At 48.5% G+C, this 18,689-nt stretch carries 21 protein-coding genes; 3 read left to right on the forward strand and 18 right to left on the reverse strand.

Going from position 1 to position 18,689, the window contains the following annotated elements:
- Positions 1-9: 9 nt before the first annotated feature.
- The 4 genes from bshB1 to CB4_RS15005 form a co-directional block, all read right to left on the reverse strand.
- The gene (gene bshB1, locus CB4_RS14990) at positions 10-726 is read right to left on the reverse strand and encodes a bacillithiol biosynthesis deacetylase BshB1 (protein ID WP_096466562.1); all 717 of its coding nucleotides are present in this window, start codon (positions 724-726) and stop codon (positions 10-12) included.
- Positions 723-1,142: a methylglyoxal synthase gene (locus CB4_RS14995; protein WP_096466563.1), complete on the reverse strand. Its 420-nt coding sequence runs from the start codon at positions 1,140-1,142 to the stop codon at positions 723-725. The genes bshB1 and CB4_RS14995 overlap by 4 nt, the downstream gene beginning before the upstream one ends.
- A 14-nt stretch (positions 1,143-1,156) precedes the next feature.
- Complete coding sequence (gene dapB / locus CB4_RS15000; protein ID WP_096466564.1) at positions 1,157-1,960, reverse strand: 4-hydroxy-tetrahydrodipicolinate reductase; 804 nt, start codon at positions 1,958-1,960, stop codon at positions 1,157-1,159.
- 150 nt (positions 1,961-2,110) lie between these two features.
- The gene (locus CB4_RS15005) at positions 2,111-2,461 is read right to left on the reverse strand and encodes a nucleotide pyrophosphohydrolase (protein WP_096466565.1); all 351 of its coding nucleotides are present in this window, start codon (positions 2,459-2,461) and stop codon (positions 2,111-2,113) included.
- Positions 2,462-2,575: 114 nt separating this feature from the next.
- Here CB4_RS15005 and CB4_RS15010 point away from each other — a divergent pair, with 114 nt between their 5' ends.
- Positions 2,576-3,433 carry a YitT family protein gene (locus CB4_RS15010; RefSeq protein WP_096466566.1) on the forward strand — a complete coding sequence of 286 codons (858 nt, stop codon included), beginning with the start codon at positions 2,576-2,578 and terminating at the stop codon, positions 3,431-3,433.
- Positions 3,405-3,542, forward strand: a complete 138-nt coding sequence (locus CB4_RS21110; RefSeq protein ID WP_157737999.1) for a hypothetical protein — start codon at positions 3,405-3,407, stop codon at positions 3,540-3,542. Before CB4_RS15010 ends, CB4_RS21110 begins: the two co-directional genes overlap by 29 nt.
- A gap of 506 nt (positions 3,543-4,048) precedes the next feature.
- Here CB4_RS21110 and CB4_RS15020 read toward each other — a convergent pair.
- From CB4_RS15020 to CB4_RS15075, 11 genes are all read right to left on the reverse strand, one after another.
- Positions 4,049-4,906: an RNA polymerase sigma-70 factor gene (locus CB4_RS15020; RefSeq protein WP_096467770.1), complete on the reverse strand. Its 858-nt coding sequence runs from the start codon at positions 4,904-4,906 to the stop codon at positions 4,049-4,051.
- A gap of 32 nt (positions 4,907-4,938) precedes the next feature.
- The gene (locus CB4_RS15025; RefSeq protein WP_096467771.1) at positions 4,939-6,111 is read right to left on the reverse strand and encodes an NAD(P)/FAD-dependent oxidoreductase; all 1,173 of its coding nucleotides are present in this window, start codon (positions 6,109-6,111) and stop codon (positions 4,939-4,941) included.
- Between the two features lie 688 nt (positions 6,112-6,799).
- Positions 6,800-7,381 carry a DJ-1/PfpI family protein gene (locus tag CB4_RS15030; protein ID WP_096466568.1) on the reverse strand — a complete coding sequence of 194 codons (582 nt, stop codon included), beginning with the start codon at positions 7,379-7,381 and terminating at the stop codon, positions 6,800-6,802.
- A 236-nt stretch (positions 7,382-7,617) separates the two neighbouring features.
- Complete coding sequence (locus CB4_RS15035) at positions 7,618-8,457, reverse strand: sporulation protein YpjB (protein WP_157738000.1); 840 nt, start codon at positions 8,455-8,457, stop codon at positions 7,618-7,620.
- A gap of 61 nt (positions 8,458-8,518) precedes the next feature.
- Complete coding sequence (locus CB4_RS15040; RefSeq protein ID WP_096466570.1) at positions 8,519-9,115, reverse strand: DUF1405 domain-containing protein; 597 nt, start codon at positions 9,113-9,115, stop codon at positions 8,519-8,521.
- A gap of 158 nt (positions 9,116-9,273) precedes the next feature.
- Entirely contained in the window at positions 9,274-9,477 is a 204-nt protein-coding gene (locus CB4_RS15045; RefSeq protein ID WP_096466571.1) for an IDEAL domain-containing protein, read from the reverse strand.
- 193 nt (positions 9,478-9,670) lie between these two features.
- Positions 9,671-10,759, reverse strand: a complete 1,089-nt coding sequence (locus CB4_RS15050; protein WP_096466572.1) for a hypothetical protein — start codon at positions 10,757-10,759, stop codon at positions 9,671-9,673.
- A 718-nt stretch (positions 10,760-11,477) separates the two neighbouring features.
- Positions 11,478-12,566, reverse strand: a complete 1,089-nt coding sequence (locus CB4_RS15055; RefSeq protein ID WP_172890892.1) for a tetratricopeptide repeat protein — start codon at positions 12,564-12,566, stop codon at positions 11,478-11,480.
- A gap of 64 nt (positions 12,567-12,630) precedes the next feature.
- Positions 12,631-13,260: a zf-HC2 domain-containing protein gene (locus CB4_RS15060; RefSeq protein ID WP_096466574.1), complete on the reverse strand. Its 630-nt coding sequence runs from the start codon at positions 13,258-13,260 to the stop codon at positions 12,631-12,633.
- Between the two features lie 17 nt (positions 13,261-13,277).
- Positions 13,278-13,871 (reverse strand): RNA polymerase sigma factor, encoded by a 594-nt coding sequence (locus CB4_RS15065; RefSeq protein ID WP_096466575.1) that lies wholly within the window; start codon positions 13,869-13,871, stop codon positions 13,278-13,280.
- Between the two features lie 212 nt (positions 13,872-14,083).
- A complete protein-coding gene (locus CB4_RS15075; protein WP_096466577.1) occupies positions 14,084-14,572 on the reverse strand; it encodes a hypothetical protein in 489 nt (162 codons plus the stop codon).
- A gap of 175 nt (positions 14,573-14,747) precedes the next feature.
- On the opposite strand from CB4_RS15075, the gene CB4_RS15080 reads away from it, so the two are divergent.
- Positions 14,748-14,972, forward strand: a complete 225-nt coding sequence (locus tag CB4_RS15080; protein WP_157738001.1) for an aspartyl-phosphate phosphatase Spo0E family protein — start codon at positions 14,748-14,750, stop codon at positions 14,970-14,972.
- Between the two features lie 211 nt (positions 14,973-15,183).
- Here the strand turns inward: CB4_RS15080 and aroA are convergent, their stop codons facing one another.
- From aroA to hisC, 3 genes are read right to left on the reverse strand one after another with little or no spacing between them, the layout of a single operon-like run.
- Complete coding sequence (aroA, locus tag CB4_RS15085) at positions 15,184-16,479, reverse strand: 3-phosphoshikimate 1-carboxyvinyltransferase (RefSeq protein ID WP_096466579.1); 1,296 nt, start codon at positions 16,477-16,479, stop codon at positions 15,184-15,186.
- Between the two features lie 11 nt (positions 16,480-16,490).
- Positions 16,491-17,588 (reverse strand): prephenate dehydrogenase, encoded by a 1,098-nt coding sequence (locus CB4_RS15090; RefSeq protein WP_096466580.1) that lies wholly within the window; start codon positions 17,586-17,588, stop codon positions 16,491-16,493.
- A gap of 19 nt (positions 17,589-17,607) precedes the next feature.
- Positions 17,608-18,681, reverse strand: a complete 1,074-nt coding sequence (gene hisC / locus CB4_RS15095; protein WP_096466581.1) for a histidinol-phosphate transaminase — start codon at positions 18,679-18,681, stop codon at positions 17,608-17,610.
- Positions 18,682-18,689 lie beyond the last annotated feature (8 nt).

Consider the following 18,689-nt stretch of genomic DNA (forward strand, 5'->3'; position numbering starts at 1 on the left):
CTTCCTCGTTTACAAAAAGCCCGGAAGCAACAGAGGGGTGCGGCTTACGTATCCTTCTGCGTATGCCACACCTACACTCTGTCCGAATCCATACTCACGCGCCCGTACCCGCTCCAGATAGCCTTCTGTCAGCGGGGTCGCCACTGAATCTTCTGCCATCTCGAACTGCGAACGGTACGCGCCAAGCGCGGACATCTTCGCTTCCATCTCTTCACTAATATCAAGCAAAAACTGTGGTTCTGTCTGGCCGTTAATAAAGTAGGCCAGATCGTGCTCCACTTTATGAGTCGGCAAAGATACCGATGCATCTGTTGCGTATTTGCGGATGCGTGCGTTAAAAATCGCTTCCCGCACCAGCATGCTGCACATACCGTGGTCTGGATGACGATCCTCCCAATACGGAGAGAGCACAACACGCGGCCGGTACAGCCGGATCACATGCGCTATCGCCCGGATTTGCTCTGGTACGAGAGCAAGCCCCCGATCCGGCAGTCCAAGCGTTAAGCGAACATGCAGCCCGAGCGTGCGGGCTGCTTCTGCTGCTTCTTGCTGCCTGCGCTCTGGTGTTCCGTTCGATGACAATTCGGCATACGTCAGATCGCAAATGCCAACTTTTTTGCCTTCTTTCGCCCACTTATGTAGAAGTCCTCCTGCGCCGATCTCCACATCATCGGGATGCGCGCCAAACGCGAGGGCATGAAGCGGTTCCTGGTGCTGATTGTTCATGCTGGTGCATCTCCTTTATACTTGTGCACAATATCACGCCACGCAAAATTACCTCGTTCGAGCGCATGAATAAGCATCTCGCCCGTCGCGATATTTGTCGCAAGCGGAATGCTGTGCACATCGCACAGACGCAGCAGTGCCGTAACATCCGGCTCATGCGGCTGTGCAGTCAGCGGATCGCGCAGAAAAATGACCAGATCCATCTCATTCTGTGCAATCAGCGCCCCGATCTGCTGGTCTCCTCCGAGCGGGCCGGATAAAACACGATGGATGGTAAGTCCGGTTGCGGCCGCGATGCGTGAGCCAGTCGTTCCCGTTGCGTATACGGTATGTTCTGCTAGTACATTCTGATAAGCAATCGCAAAATTCACCATCTCATTTTTCTTGTTATCATGAGCAATGAGCGCAATATTCATCACGTATGGTTCTCCTAAAACATAATGTTTTCAAGCCCATAGACGAGCCCGGTATATTCCATAACTTTCTTAACAGACAGGTTAATGCCTGGCATAAACGATTCGCGGTTGATCGAATCGTGGCGAATCGTCAGCGTCTGGCCGACCGCACCGAAGATCACTTCTTGATGTGCCACCAAACCCGGCAGACGTACGCTATGGATGCGGAAGCCTCCATAGTAGCCGCCACGCGCACCGTCAATCGTTTCCTTCTCATCCGGATGACCCTGACGCAGCTCCTCACGCACAGCCTGGATCATTTCCGCTGTTTTGACCGCTGTTCCGGACGGCGCATCCAGCTTCTGGTCATGATGCTGTTCAATGATTTCGACATGCGGCATGTATTTTGCTGCTTCCTGGGCGAACCGCATCATCAGCACCGCACCAATCGCAAAGTTCGGGGCGATAATGGCGCCCACATTATTCGCATGGCACAGTTTGTCCAGTTCTTCAATATCCTCCGGTGTAAATCCGGTTGTACCCACTACCGGACGAACGCCCATTTCAATCGCTACCCGCATGTTCTGTTTTACAACATGCGGAGTTGTCAGGTCGACCAGCACGTCTGGTTTATGTATCGCAAGCGCTTCGCGAAGATCAGAGACGAAGGGAGCCCCAATTTCTCCGATTCCGATGGTAACCCCAACATCTCCCCCTGCGTATTTCGGGTCAATTCCGCATACGAACTCCAGATGCTCGGTATCTTTTATGATCATTTTTACCGCTTCTGACCCCATGCGGCCACGCGGTCCTGCTACTGCGACTTTAATTTTTGCCATGTTCCAAATCCCTCTTTCTCTTTTTCTCTCACGTTATTTCTTTTCGACAGCAGTATCGTAAATCCCTTGCTTCGCGCAGTTGTGAAGCGAGCCTGCGTGTATAGCAGGCTTCCTGGGAGGGCATCATTACTATCGGTCAATATATGTATGCTAGTTTTCAACGGTGTCGATTTTTGTCCACCGGTCTTTATCTCGTGTATTGAACTTATGCATCATCGCATGAAAGGCTTCTTCCAGATCAATGCCCAGCGAGTTGGCAAAACAGATCAAGATAAACAGGCAATCCGCAAGCTCCATATCAATCGTATTCTCCGCCTCATCCTTGCGCTTCGGCTTCTCTCCGTAGTAATGATTCACTTCGCGCGCCAGCTCACCTGCTTCTTCTGTCAAACGTGCCATCAGAGCAAGGGGGGAGAAATATCCCTCTTTAAATTGCCCGATATAGCGATCAACCGCCGCCTGCATCTCCTGCATTGTCATCGACTGTTTCTCCTGCGCCATACTTGTACCTCCTTCCGTATTTGTTCTTAGTTTCTATGTTACCGCACAGGTGGAAGATTGACAAATTTATGGCTATAATAAAAGCCGTATGGAACACATTCTGGGAGGACATGCATGAACTACCATATTCGCAATATTGCAGCGATCCTGATCGGCTCTGCTATCATGGGTTTTGGCATTAATTACTTTAATATCGCAAACCGGCTGTCCGAAGGCGGCATAACCGGGATTTGTCTACTTCTCAAATACGTGCTGAACTGGGACCCCGGGGTGATGAACTTGATTCTGAACATCCCACTTCTGTTCATCGGCTGGAAACTTCTCGGGCGTCAGACAGCGATTTACACCATTATTGGAACCGTCGCCGTCTCTGTATTTTTGACCGCCTTCGCCCCCTTCCGCCATCCGATTGAAGGTGATAAACTTCTGGCCGCCCTGTATGCAGGCGTAACAGTTGGTATCGGCTTAGGCATCGTGTTTCGATTCGGTGGCACGACAGGTGGCGTCGACATTGTCGCACGACTGTTTCATAAATATCTTGGCTGGAGTATCGGGCGGACGATGTTTATTTTTGACATTGGCGTCATTTCGTTATCGCTGTATTACCTGAATCTGGATCTGGCGATGTATACACTTGTCGCACTTTTCCTATCAGCACGCGTCGTAGATTTTGTTCAGGAAGGTGCGTATGCGGCCAAAGCGATTATGATTATTTCAGATCATACTGTGGATATCTCGCAAAAAATCATGCAGGAAATGGGACGCGGCGCTACCATTCTCAAAGGGCGCGGTGGTTATACGGGGCTTGATAAGGAAGTGCTATACTGCGTAGTCAGCCGCAATGAGCTCGTTCGGTTTAAGAATCTCGTGCATGAAACCGATCCTCATGCTTTTATTACTGTTAACGATGTGCATGAAGTGTTCGGAGAAGGCTTTACGCTTGATGAGAAGAAGCAGCCGCTTGCACGTTGATGGATGGTCGTTTCTTCAAAGTGTAGTGGAGGAGCGGGATCGGGCGGGGCCTCGTCACTTTGGTACGCTTACGAAGAAGCTGGGACTGTCCGCTCCAGGTGCCAGGTGAACTCGCCCACAAAAGAGGGCCCACGATGTATTCGCATCGAAGCATTGTGGGCAAAAGCCCGTTCACCCGGCCCCTTCCGCTAGGGATCGCGTACAGGCGTTCCGTTGCCCCGCCCGATCCCGCTCCTAGCACGCTTTGGTTAAACACCATCAAGCAATATCAAGATGCTAAGCTTTGCTATGCAGGTAAAAAATTAAGAAAGCAAGGCCGTTTTGGGGTGGCGTGTTTTTTTGTAAATCGAAACGTTGTGCGGGGAGTGGGAGAAGGGAAGAGCAAGAGAGTGCCTGTACGCGCCTACTCAGCGGAGGGAGAACGGCGAACGGGCCTTTGCCCGCAACCCTTCCATGAAGATACATCGTGGGTCCTCTTTTGCGGGCGAGTTCGCCGGGCTCCCGGAGCGGACAGTCATCACTTCCCTGCAAGCGTACTGAAACGAACGGCTCCTCCCTTCTCCCACTCCCTCACCACTACACGTTGTCGATATCACCAAAAAGCTATCGGCAACTCTACATACGCTGCAATTTATCCGGGTTCCGTACAAAATAAAGGCTCACAATTGCATCATTCTCTACATGGATAAGCACTACGGTCTGGATCACACCCGCTGCTCGAATGACTAACCCGGTCTGGCCATTCAGCTGTGTCCGCTCGATTTGAACGCCTTCTTCGTAATAAGAGACCTTTTGAATCAGACCAAAGAGGAAGTGAGCCACACGCTCAGACGTTTCGATCGGATGAACTGCAGCCGATGCTTTCCCACCGCCGTCCGATACAAGTACGACGTCCTCAGCAAGCAAAGACAGTACGGAATTAATGTTATTTTGCGTAAGTGCCGCAATGAACCGCTGTACCCATTCTTCTCCCGCCGCCTCGGCTCTAATCGGCTCTTCTTCGGAAATCCCCATTTTCCCCCGAGCACGGCTCATCAGCTTGCGGCAGTTCACCTCACTTTTGTCAACAAATTCAGCAATGATTGGGTAATCAAAGCAAAGCGCTTCTCGCAAGACAAATATCGTTCGCTCGGCCGGAGACAACCGCTCAAGCAGCACAAGCATGGCATACGACAACAAATCGCTGCGGACGACAGATTCGAATCCATCTCCATCCGGGGTTGCTATCGGCTCAGGGAGCCATGGACCCACATACTGTTCCCTCCATCTTCGTGCCGATTTAAGTAGATCGAAACAGCGATTCGTGACCATTTTGCACAAATACGCTTTCGGTTCCTCCAGATGGTCGAGATGCAACTTGTAAACTTTCATAAATACATCTTGAACCACGTCCTCCGCGTCCGTAACCGAACCAGTCAATTGATAGGCAAGCGTAAACAGCAGCGCCTTATATTTCTGGTAAAGTTCTGTCATCCCCATTTCCCCCCTCCTAACAACTCTCCCTTCTACTGTACTAAACTTGCAGAATCCCAGGTGAACTTTCTAATTTTTAAGCCAAGTTTTCCCGTGAGTACAAAGTCTAGTCCCCATTGACGAGCCCATACCAGCCCCTGTTCCGGGCCCAAACCGATGCAGAAGAGATCCATATACGCCTGATGAGAAGGAGCCGGGCGATTGCTCAAATCTGCCGCGATCACTTTTGCTAGTCGATTTGCTTGCGGAATTGCTTCCTTACACGTCATCCTGTCCGTCCGACCACTTACCGGATCTGTAATGTGGGCACAGTCCCCAATACTGTAAACGCCTTGTACCTCTTTGACACGATAACTGGCATCTACAGCAATCTGACCATCGGGTGTGAGTGGCAATCCGAAGCTGCGAAGTGCAGGATTAGGCAGCAGACCGAGCGTCCAGATACATAAGCCGACAGGAATTGGCTTGCCATCAGCCAGCAACAGCCGACCGTCCTTCTCTTGCACGGCTTTGCACCGATGAAGAACTGTGACTCCATTACGCGTAAGAGCACGTTCTAGTTTTCGTCCTACCTTAGCGGGGCCTTCTGGAAAAAGCCTATCCTGCGCATTAACAAGGAAAATTCGAATGTCTGCCGGATCAAGTTGTAGAGCTACGGCTTCCTGGCGCATAGCGTAACCCAATTCAGCGGACGTCTCAATGCCGCTAATACCTGCGCCCGCAACCGCAACAGTCAGCAATCGTTGACGTTCAATCGTATCTGTTTCATTAGTTGCCGCAAGCAAATTCTCCTGCCAGCGCTGTCGGATGCTAGCCGCAGCATTCAAGTCTGTGAGAGCCATTCCACCCTGCTCAGGGGACGGCTGCCGGATCACGCTGCCAACTGCAACAACCAGAATATCATAGTTTATATGGTGTGAAATCCCTTCAACGTCTTCATATTGCAGTCGTTTTTCCTGGCTTCTAATCGTCGTTACCGTACCTTGAAGGAAGGAAACCCCCTCTGAAAATATCCCTGACCAAGGAATTGTAATCGTTGCGTCTTCGGTAGCCGGTTTAAATAACAGCACTTTTCTCAGATGATAAGGCTGTTTATCAATCAGAATAATCCGCAGTGGGATCCCGTGTGTAGTTTTTCTAATGGCGTTAATTGCATTAATCCCAGCGTATCCGCCACCAATAATGATGCATGTTCGTTCTTTCATGTTTTGCGGACAGGACACTCGCGACTTCAGTCATGAGAGGAATGGACGCTACAAAAACGGTGGGGGCGATCGACCTCATCAAGTTTTTGTACATCCCTACCATACCCTGTCCTTCCTCCTTTGTTCGTAGTATAATGAGAACAAGAGAAAACCGTTGGGTAGCTTTGCTACTAAAGGCACTCTTTGTTCTTGGACAACTCAATGTATGAGGTTGGTAGCAGGAAGTCGTTACTACCGTAAAACATTGAACGAATAACAGAAATCCGTCCATCGTGGAAAGTGAAGTACTGATGACGGTGACTATATAGGCAGGACCTGTATAGTCGGGCAGTGTCAACTCGCCTATCGTACCGCCACGCTAAGGAAGGAGTCTCACGGCGTTTGCACTTCCGGGCAGTTACAAGCTTGCGACTTCAGTCGTGAGTAATTGACACAAATCCACTCCTTTTAGCTGATTTGCACATATAACGACATGCCTAGTCAGTTTGTGACATGAACGCAAGAAATTAGCTTACCTTTTTAGACAAAAATAAAGGCCACCTACCGCATTTGGCAGGTGGCCATACTATTCCTATTTAACTGTATCGCTTTGGTTTGCTATGCTTCACACTACGCTATACAGCGTATGAGACACTATTGAAGAATAATAAAATCTCCGATATAAGCGTTATTATTGAACGGTATTAAATTATGGTGTAACTACACCAACGCTATAATAAGGATAATCCATTTGCTTTTGGATTCTCATTACGGCTTCTTTTCCGGCAAAAAGTTCGCAGATATACAGCCCAAGATCAACCGATGTGGCTACGCCTCCCCCGGTAATGATGTTTCCATCCCTTACAATTCGCTCGTTTTTTATCTGCTCGGTATATAAACTAAGAAGAGCCGAAGCACTTGGATGAGTCGTTGCCTTTTTTCCTTCTAAGAATCCAGCAGCTCCTAAAAGGAGAGAACCGGTACATACAGAAACTTTATATGGTACTTCTTTCGCCGTCTTTATCCAATCAATAAACTCAGGTACATGAATTAGTGTTCTGGTCCCCATCCCACCAGGGATAAATATCAAATCATATGCTGATAAATCTGGACGTACGTTATGTACATTGTATGTAATCCCACGATCATCATTTACTTGCTCACTAAAAGCACACAAATCCCAACTCAAATCTTCGATAAACCCCATTGTTTTTAATCGGGTAATGCCATCATAAAAGCCTACAAAGTCTAGAGATGTAACTTGTTCAAAAAGAATAAAAGCAATTTTCACTAATAATCCTCCTAAAGAATCGAGATACTGATTTTCACTTTTCTTCCCCTACATTTTCCTGATATTATATACCTTATTCTGCTAACACAAAAGGTTTAATGGAATGCTCGGAGAAAGAAATGGGGCAAGCGTTATGCGCAGCTTTATCTAAAAGGGAGCGGCAAGTAAATTAAATAATCCCAATAAAAAAGCAGTTTCATTGTCGTATTGACTATGAAACCGCCCTTGTTCATTTTTTAGCCATCCCGCTCCCGCTTTCGCCCCTCATTCTCCGCCCGGTACTTCTTCCAGGCGAAATACCCTAACCCGCTGACAATGCACGAGGCAAAGAGGGCAATAATCAAAATCGGTGACTGCGGTGGAATCCCAAGCCCAAATGTAGATTGCTCCTTGCCAAGGAAAATGATCTGCGTCTGCCGGTTCAGCTCTTCCAGCGCATTCGTAATCCCATCCCAATTGTAATCCTGCTTCCGCGTCTCCTGTATAAGAAAGCTGTAAACGGAATACAGTGCCTCCATATTTTGCGCCGATGTATGAATGCTCATCGCTGGCTTCAATGTCTGGTACAATTGCAAATTTTGCGTAAAGGCGCGGGCGAACTCATTTTGCTTGCGGCTCGCCACAAGCAGCATCATTTTATTGATATGCTCCTGATACGAATTATAATAATTTTTCCAGAGCGGCTCTGATTCGTGCGTCAGACTGTCAATCGTCAAGCGTACCTGCAGCGCGTGCCAGATCAAGCGATTCGGCTCTGCCTCAACGGATGCGAATGCACGCTTCGCCTTTATGACCGTATCAGTTAACGCATTGACCGCTTCAAGTGACAATCCTTTAGGAGGCTTCGCTTGCGCCACAAGCATACCAAGCTCAGCAAGTTGTTTCTTAGCTTCACTATACTTGCCTTCTTTTGCAAGCCGATACACGTCCTCTGACAATCCATCCATCTTCTGATAGACTGATTGTGTTTGTCCGATAACCGGAGGCGGAGATTCCGCTACCCGCCTGCCAATCCCCATATACAACGCCGCTCCCAGGCAGGCGATTACGACAAAGAGTACAATTACTTTTTTCACGTCTCGTCCTCCCCCTCTTATCCTCATATGTATGAGAATAGGGACAAGGATATGCGCGTAATTATGTACGAGCTCGGTAAAAGCGAACCAGGCTATAAATAAGTGCGAGACTCACGAAACTCAATCCGACAGTCGCAAAGCCAACTATATGATCGTACGGTTCCAGCTGCTCGGCCAGCCATGGATGAATATCAAGCGTATAATCAAGCAGATCATTAAGCAGCGTCCAGATGGCAACATACCCGATATGTCGCAGACGAATGGTATAGAAGCGAGCGTACAACAAGGACTCCACAGCCATCCCACCGTGTGAAATCATCAGCATGTAGTGCTGCCAGCTCAACGTATCGCCGCAAGCGGCCCCTGCGATGATGACCCCCACTGCCCACACACCGTATTTAAAACTCGTAACGGAAGCAAACGCCTCCAGCGCCGGGATACTGCGCCCAAGCGTATATGTAAGAAGTACGAGCGTAAAGAGCGTGCTCGCTGTCGGGCTGTCCGGCACAAATATGCGCAGCCATGCCGGATGCGTGTCTGCCAGCTGATCCCCGTACCAGATGAACCCGTATACGGAACCAAGCCCGTTAATGACAATCATCGTCCACAAAAACCACGGCGCGCGCAGTTGGTGGACAAACCAATTCCAAAGAAACATCCTCTTCATCCTTTGCGAAATGTAGTGAAATCCACGAAAAAAGGAGCTTGCTCGATTGTCATGATCGACTTTGAGATAGCTCCTCTTTATCATACTTGACTGCTTTCGAATACTCAATCACGGAATTCGGCAGCTACTACTAACTTCCCAGACAGCCCTTAAAGGTCTGGTCGTGATGCCTGAATTTGTTTTAATTCAGTGGTCAGCCGATTAAAGTTCGCTTCATCTTTGTTTTCAAGAGCTTCGTCAATCCGTTTATATAAACTCTCTGTGCGGTACTTGTAAATCGCCTCATCAAGAACCATTTCAGCTAGTAAGCTCAGCATTGAAGGATTAAGGATGCTCGGTTTTTGCTTTTCCATTACGTTCCCTCCATTTCAAGATTGCACGCTGCTGTTTACTCTGCTTCATCTGAAAATCTGGTGCCATCATCTTGCATTCTTAAATAGTTTAAATTTTCTGAATTATTCACTTCAGGCGATTCGCTCTTCGCAAAGAAACGAATCACTGTCTTTCTTTATCATATTCTCGTCCGGCTATTGTGTCCGCAGTGTTTTACAATTTTGTGTTTTTATTTAGTATGATCCTGCCCCACTCGGTTATAGAATAAACGCGGCTTCCCGATTGCAGGGTTCCTGTACGAAGCAGCCCCAGATAAGCCATCATCGAAAGCATTCTGCGCCGAATTACCACCTCTTGTGTATCGTAATAAAACCCATGTGTCCAGTTCGAAAGAGCCTGCACCAGTTTCTCCTCCTCTAACCAGCTTCCCACACAAACACGGGCAATCAGCATCCAGAGACTTTCCATTGCAGGAATCGCTTTTTTGTAAGACAAGATCCAGAAATGTACAAGACGTTCCGCTATCTCGCCTCTCTCCCATTCCTGCTGTGCGACACGCTGTATCCCTTCTTCTGTCAAATACAGCCCAATGTCCCTCTCCTGTACCCATCGCTCATAATGCACATAGTCGTACAAAAGTGCCAACCGGTCCGGATATGCACGAAACATCCGGCCATATCCGAAGCGCCATTCCTTCCCTACAAGAAGCGGTTCAGATACCACAAACAGCTCCATCAGCTTCAACTGATGCTTGCGGTACATCGCCCCCTCCTTCGAAAGTGGAATGCTCTCACTTTGTATATAAGTAAGAAGTGTACGCACATCTGATGCAAGCGCGAATGTATCATCGCGATACTCATCAGGTGTCGTATAATAACCATATGCAGCATTCTGTACTTCTTTAACAAAAATCTCACGCCAGCACACACGAAGATCATCCGGCATCGCATACGTAACGATCCCGTTCACATTCCGCATCCGAAACAACCAGCCAGCGGCAAGCGCCCGGTCAATCAGTCTGTCATACCCACCGTCCTCGCCGCATGCACGCCTGGCTTTGCTCATGAGTCCTTCTTGCGTATACTGTGTCTTTTTTTCATACACCAGCATGAGAAGAAATCGTTTTTCCGCCCAAGTGAGAGCCATATACAATTCATTCAGAAACAACCGAGATGTAAAGCGGCTGTACAAGCTTTGAATGAGTTCATGTTTGGAATTCCGGTTGCACTCGAGTTCATAGACACGCGCCAGTTGATGCAACTGCGCAATGTCTGCATATCCAAGCGTTTCGGACAGATTCATGCGTATGTCACCTCTTTTCCCCAGTATTAACCGAAAAAAGGATGGGATATACGGGGGCTGTGCTAAAAATGTACTTGTGTTTTTGGTGGAATCGCGCAACTTTAGTGGGGGAGTCGAGAAGAGAGAAGCCGTTCGCTCGGGTACGCTTGGCGGGGAAGTCTAAACTGTCCGCTCCAGAAGCCCGGCGAACTCGCCCGCAAAAGGTACCCACGATGTTTTTCATGGACGGATTGCGGGCAAAGGCCCGTTCGCCAGTCTCCTTCCGCTAGGGGACAAGCGTACAGACGCTCTCTTGCTTCTCTCTTCTCTCCTCCCAACAACGTTTCGATTCAAAAAAGACAAAGTCCAGAATGTACGGCAAAGCCGTACTAAAAGTGTACTTGATTGATGGACTTGCCCAACTTTCGGCAGGAGCGGAGAAGGGAGGCATCACGGAACGCCTGTACGCGCGTTGCCCAGCGGAAGGGATCTGGTGCACGGGCTTTTGCCCATAACCCTTCTGCGAAATATCTTCATCGTCCTTTTATGGGCGAGTGCACCGGAGCACCGGAGTCCTGGAGCGACCAGATTCACTCCCCTTGCCAAGCGTACCGAAGTGACAGATGCCTCCCTTCTCCGCTCCTCCACTGCACATTGGACAGATCCATCCCCTCCAAGCCTCCTCAAATGCAAAAAGGAGCGCTCTCAGCTGACACGCTAAGATCGCTCCTTTTTTATTTTATACCCGACCGGCAGACAACTGCTCATATCGTGCGCGCACATCATATACACTTTCGCCTTCTGCCATTGCTTCCTCGTAGCAAGCAAGCGCTTCTTCGATATCACTGACGCCTTCTGCGGCACGGCCTTTCCAGTACCAGTAAGCCGGATTGTCTTCATCGATCTCGCGCAGTCGGCTCGCCAGCGTATCAATCTTGCGCCACTGTTCTACTTCCGCAAGCAGCGGCAAGTAGCCGTCTAATAGTTTTTCTTCTTCAATATGTAATCCAAGTGCCTGTTCATACACAGCCAGCGCCTGCTCCTGCATGCCAAGCTGCCAGAGAGCATCTGCAAGCAGCGGATACGCGGCCATATACTCCGCATCCAGGTCAATTAGCCGGGCAAGGTGTCGGACAGCTGACTGCCACTGTCCAAGCTGACTGCGCATGACACCTGCTCCATACAGCGCTTCGGCCTTTTCGTTCTGTTCTGCCGCTTGCTCAAACAACGAAGCCGCTTTCTCGAATTCTCCACTCTGTGCAGCCAGGCGTGCGATTTCAAGTCCGATCTGCTCATCCTCTTCAAAATTTTCGAGCTGCTGCCACTTCGCAAGTGCCCGGTCTCCTGCGCCCTGTTCCGCGTACAGGCGCCCGAGTAAATAACTAATCTCCTCATTATCCGGGTCAAGTTCTTCGGCGCGCTCCAGATAACGAATCGCCACCTCTTCAAGCCCTTCCATCAAATACAACTCGCCAAGTAGGGCAAACACACGCGCATCATCCGGACGCTCTTCCTTCATATCAATCAAAATAGACGCCGCTTCTTCTAATCGGTCGATGTCCATATACAGCGACACGCGATACAGCTCCATACTGACTCGTGTTTCCAAATCAATGCCTTCGTTTTTCCGATCAAACTCTTCTACGATGGACAGTGCTTCTTCTCCGTGCCCGAGTTCATGATACACACCGATTAACTCAACCATCAGCTCTGCATCCTCTTTATATTCACGGCGCACGCATGCAAGATCGGCTAACCCATTCTCAATATCGCCTGCTTCTAACAGCATCATGGCTCGCTCTACTTTTGTATATCCGTCCGTATTCATATTCACGCCTCCTGCTTCCTCTATTCTGTTTAAAAGAAAAAACCGTTCCATTCCGAACGGTTGGTCACTTTCGTTTGTCTTTCAATCGGGAAAGCCAGCCCATGCCTACCACAATAACCAGTATACCAAAAATAGCACTGAGCAAACCATAGTTTACTAACGTACCACTTTCTTTAGATACATCTTGATACAGGATCGGGTTCCCGGCACTGGCAATAATACCATATGTCATGCTGGACCCCTCTGACTTTTGCGGCTGCCTGGAACCTTCAGGAAGCACAAACTGATCAATAGACGCAATGCGGTCTGTGGCTGCCATTTCCGGTGATGAAGACGGAGCGGGTGCAGACGCACGCTCACTGATCAGTACCGGAATCGTAAACAAAACGAGCAGAACAGCCGCTAGCCCCAGAACGATACGACGCCGCAGGGTAGATAAGCCGACATCCTGCTTCGGAGTGGGAGCGGCCCATTTATTTTCTTCGAGTATGCGTGCCATTACCTGATCTGAAACCGAGATTCCTTGATACTCGGCAGGAAGTGCCGGAGAATGAAGGAACGATGATGTTTCCTCTATGTAAAATTCAAGTTCAAAGCGGCATGCCGGACACTGTTCCAGATGCCTGGCAATCCGAGCCTCCATCTCTTCCGGTAGGACCCCTTCTGCATAATCGGGGAGAAGGGGTATAATCATGTCACACTCTCTCAAGATTATTGCATCCCTTCCGCCTCTTCCAGCTGCGAGTCGAATATGTATGGCTCAAGCTGCTGCTTGATGCTAGTACGCGCCCGGAATAAGAGAGATTTAACAGAGCTAACCGTTGAATCGAGAATATCCGCAATTTCTTTATAATCAAGCTGTTCATATTCACGCAGAATAAGCGCCGTCCGCTGCTTCTCCGGCAGACGGTTGATCGCTTCCCGCACAAGATGAACTCTCTCTGTCCGCAATAACTCTGCTTCAGGTAGACGCATATCTGCCACTCGGTCCGGCTGTTCATTACTATCTTCGAGATACACTTCCGAGTTGCGACTCTTCCGCAATTCGCTTACTACGGTGTTGCGCGCAATGGTGTACAACCAAGTAGAAAATGTAGCTTCCGCATCCCGAAATGAATGCAGGCTGCGAAACGCCTTATAAAACGTTTCTTGTGTTAAATCTTCTGCTAGATTTTCCATATGATAGCTTTTTAGCATATGTAGTATAAATGCAAGAATACGACGTTCATAACGCTGGATTAATTCCGCATAGTAATCAACCCGGCCATCTTTAATTTCACGAATTAATTGAGAGTCAGTACGCAACGTTTAGTTTCCCCCTTGCTAGTTCCTGACCTTTTCCGACAAGATCCACTGTAAAAAACAAGCGTTCATCTTTCCTTATACGTAGACGAATGAAGGATACAAAAAGGTTGCAAGAATTTACGACATTTTTTGCGAAAAAAATGCAGGCGCACGATTCGCCTGCTTTATATTTATGGTAAGCGTAAATACTAGAAAAGTAAAACGCCATTTTTTTACTTACGATTCTCCCAAAAAAAGAAAAAATCATCCAGTTCTGTACGCAGTCCGCGCCCAATCCACACAAGTAACAGACTAAGCGTAACCGCAATCACATCCGTCCATGGATACACAAAAAACAGAAGGCGGATCGGCTCAGCAATAAGCGAACACCATCCTTCCGCAAATTCATACAGCGGCGTAACCATATGCGGACTTACACTCATCATCTTTAGCCAACCATGCAAAAAAAACGGGAATTGAAGCATAAGTACGCATGCAAGCTGACGCTTTCTTCCCAGACGAAAGCGGTATTTCCCGATATGGCCGAGCAACACATACATAATAAGCGCAGTTGAGCCTAGCACGAGAATCCCCATCTCATACAACAGTGCTCCTAAATCCCCAATGGCGAGCATACAATGGAGCATATAAGGAAACAACCATACCTTACAAATGACCAGAATCGCAATTACACTACTGCAAAGTCCGCCATAACGAAGCATCCGACTCCCCCCTTTTACCGGCCTGTCCGCTCTTTCCTTCTATAACGTAAGACTATGAATAAAAATGTGAAATATGCCGACAAATCTATGTTACAATTTGTCGACTAAATAGGGCTTTTCTGGCAGACTTTAGCATATTAAAATGAATCATGTACTGGTTAAGGAGGAGTGGCCAATGGAGGAGAAAAGATTGATTCAGTTAATTAAAGAGAAGCAAGGTGTAATGCATACTACCTATTTGCATGCGGGAAAAAACTTAAGAGACGAGAAAGTATTGGCCGCAAGCGAAGAAATCGATCATTTGATCAATGCCATTATGCGCAGACAAATATTCACACATAAAATAGGTTTTACGGAAGGACAAGACACCTGTCTACATCTGTCTACATCTCACAGTTAGGCCGTAATTTCATGAGAGAAAAGAAAAAAGCAGTACTTTTCTTTTCTCTCTATATTTTTTCTCAGAGAAAAATAAACAAAAAAAAGACCGCTTTGGCATCAATGTGCAAAGCGGAATGGGATACTCCCATATATGGATAGGAGTGGAGAGAAACCATACTATGATAATAATTATATATGGTTTCTAGCAAATGTCAATATATTGTTTATATTTATTTTTCATCCGGAAGCTGAACGGTCTGAATCAGCTCAAAAAAGCCCGGGAACGAGACATTTACCGCTTCCGTCTGCGTAATCCCTGTTGTACCTTCTGCAACAAGCCCTGCAATCGCCATCGCCATCCCAATGCGATGATCGCCATGGCTGTCACATACCGCACCGGACAGCGTAGTTCGGCCTTGAATACGCATCCCGTCTTCTGTCGGTTCAATACCCGCTCCGAATTTGCGCAGCTCCGCTACAACGGTATCAATTCGATTCGTTTCCTTCACTTTTAACTCAGCCGCATCCCGAATGATGGTTGTGCCTTCCGCTTGTGTTGCAAGCACTGCAATGACAGGTACTTCATCAATCAAGCGCGGAATCAGTGAGCCTCCGATTTCCACCGCTGTAAGTGGAGCATACTTGATCTCAATATCTGCTACTGGCTCCCCATTCACTTCCCGCTCATTATGCAGGGTAAGGTTCGCTCCCATCTGCTTGAGTACATCAATGATACCGGTCCGGGTCGGATTAACCCCTACATTCCGGATCATCAGATGGCTGTCTGGCACAATCGCTGCCGCCGCAAGCAGAAAGGCAGCGGATGAGATATCGCCCGGCACATGCACATCTCCCGGTGATATAAGCTGCTGTCCACCACGTACGCGAACTCCGCCATCGAATGACTCCATGTCTACCCCGAATGAACGCAGCATCCGCTCTGTATGGTCGCGGGAGCATTCGGGTTCATATACAACGGTCTCCCCCTCAGCCTGCAGTCCAGCCAAAAGCACGGCTGACTTGACCTGTGCGCTGCTTACAGGAGAGTGGTACTCCACTCCATTCAGTTTGCCTCCACGTATAGACAGCGGCGTGTATTCGCCATTCTGACGTCCCGCAATATCGGCTCCCATCTGGCGAAGCGGCCCTGTTACCCGCTTCATCGGACGGCGGGCGATCGATTCATCCCCGATCAGCACACTATGAAATGGTTGCGTGGAAAGAATCCCCATCATCAATCGAATGGTCGTTCCCGAATTGCCGATATCCAGGATATCCTGCGGCTCTGTCAGCCCGAACCAGCCCTTTCCCTGTACCGTTACATTTTCGCCGTTCTGCTCAATGTCGATGCCGAGTCTACGAAAACACGAAATCGTACTTAAGCAGTCCGCACCCGCGAGAAATCCATCAATCCGTGTCGTACCTTTCGCCAGCGCACTAAACATGACTGCACGATGTGAAATGGACTTATCACCCGGCACACGTACATCTCCATGAATACGCCCGGCACGTTTTACAGTTTGCATGTCTTTCCCTCCTACTCCCTCTGATATACTGTATAGCCACGCTCCTGCAAGAGCACAACCGCCCGCTCCACATCTTCCTGGCTGCGGAATGAAAGACGCAGCACCCCGAGGATATCCTCGCGTGTCTCCATGATACGGACGTTGGTCAAATTGATCGTATGTTCGCCGAGAAGCGTTGTAACTTTCCCGATGACACCCGGCTCGTCTGGAATGTCAAGATACAGTTCAAAGTACGAGGCAATCGCACCTTTCTGCTTCTCCGGCAGTCCATCCCGATACGCTCTTGCAGACGCAAAAAACTGCTCAATCCCAGGGCCATCTGCTTTCTCAATTAAGTCAATCATCGAATCGAGCACGGTGCGCCAATCTTGCGCAAGCTGCTTCATAACCGGACGATTGCTTAACAAAATATCACGCCACATTCGCGGATTGCTCGATGCAATACGTGTAATATCCCGGAAACCACCGGCGGCCAGTTTACGATACCAGCTTTCCTCATCTTCACAATTCGCGACAAGATTTACAAGAGAAGACGCGATAATGTGTGGAAAATGACTGATCGCCCCAACGACTTCATCATGCTTCTGTGCATCCATCACCACTACTTTGGCGTTTGTCGGTGCCAGCAGTACTTTCATATCATCTACGACTTCCACAGGCGTTCCGTCCGTAGGTGTCAGCACAAAATACGCATTTTCAAACAGTCGATCATGAGATGCCTCCACGCCAGACTTATGCGAGCCTGCCATCGGATGTCCCCCGATAAAATGCACACCCCGCTGTGCAAAGCCGTGTGACAGCTCCATCACCGCTACTTTCGTGCTTCCTGTGTCGGTAATGACCGCACCTGGTTTAAGTGGCGTATAACGCAAGAACGAAATCAACTCCTGCAACTTCCCTACAGGTGCACATAAAAAAATAAAATCTGCTTCCGCCACTGCCTCAGCCAGCTGATTCGTTCCCCGATCCAGCACGCCGAGTGACAGCGCCATCCGCAAATTATCTTCGACTACATCAAAGCCTGTAATATGTACGTCTTTATTTTTTTTAAGAGAGAGGGCTAACGAACCGCCAATTAGCCCCACCCCGAGAATTGCTACCTCTGTCATTGCATGCCTCTCCTCTATCCTATACCGGTGTGAGAACAGATTTAAGCGCTGCGATCATTTTTTCGTTCTCATCCCGGCTACCAATCGTTACTCGAATTGCCTGCGGGAACGCCCGAATAATCACGCCCTTGCTCATCATCGCCTCAAAAATCTCACGTGGATTCCGCTCCGGTAAAATATATACGAAGTTCGTCTCTGATGGATAGTAGGCAAGCCCAATCTCATCAAGTGCCGCATACACTTGCGCCAGTCCTTCTGTATTCGCCTGCTTGCATTTGGCCACGAACTCCTGATCGGCCAGAGCCGCAAGCGCTGCTTTTTGCGCCAGACTGTTCACATTAAACGGTTCACGCACACGATTGAGCTTATCAATTATGCTCTCATCTGCCAGTCCGTATCCAACACGAAGGGCCGCGATACCGTAAATTTTGGAGAATGTACGAAGAACGATCAGATTTTTATGTTCTTTTATCAGTTCAAGCGCATTCGGGAAATCAGCGTCTTTCACATACTCCACATATGCTTCATCAAGCACAACAAGCACATGTTCCGGCACTTGTTTCAGGAGAGCCGTGAGCTTGTCTTTGTTAATCGTTTTACCTGTCGGATTATTCGGATTGCAAATCCACAGTACGCGTGTATCCCAGTTAATGCTTGCCATCATGCCATCAAGGTCATGATCGCCATCAATACATGGCACTTCAATGACATCAGCGCCTTCAATGGTCGCATTTGTTTTATATACACTAAACGTTGGCGTTGCCATAACCGTATTCATACCCGGTTGCAAATACGCACGAGTAATAAGCATAACAATCTCATCGGAACCGTTGCCGAACATCAGCTGCTCTTGCGACACATTCAAATGGCTCGCAACAGCCGCACCCAGCTCCAGGCAGGCACCATCTGGATAAATTGATAGACTGTCAAGTTGTGCGGTAATCGCTTCTTTTACTTTTGGCGAACAGCCGAACGGATTCTCGTTCGATGCGAGCTTAATAACCTCGGTAAGACCGAGTTCACGCTTCACATCCTCGATCGGCTTACCCGGTTCATACACGGGAAGAGTTACAATCTGGGATTTTGGAATCATAATTTCAC

The organism is Aneurinibacillus soli, from assembly GCF_002355375.1.
GTDB lineage: Bacteria > Bacillota > Bacilli > Aneurinibacillales > Aneurinibacillaceae > Aneurinibacillus > Aneurinibacillus soli.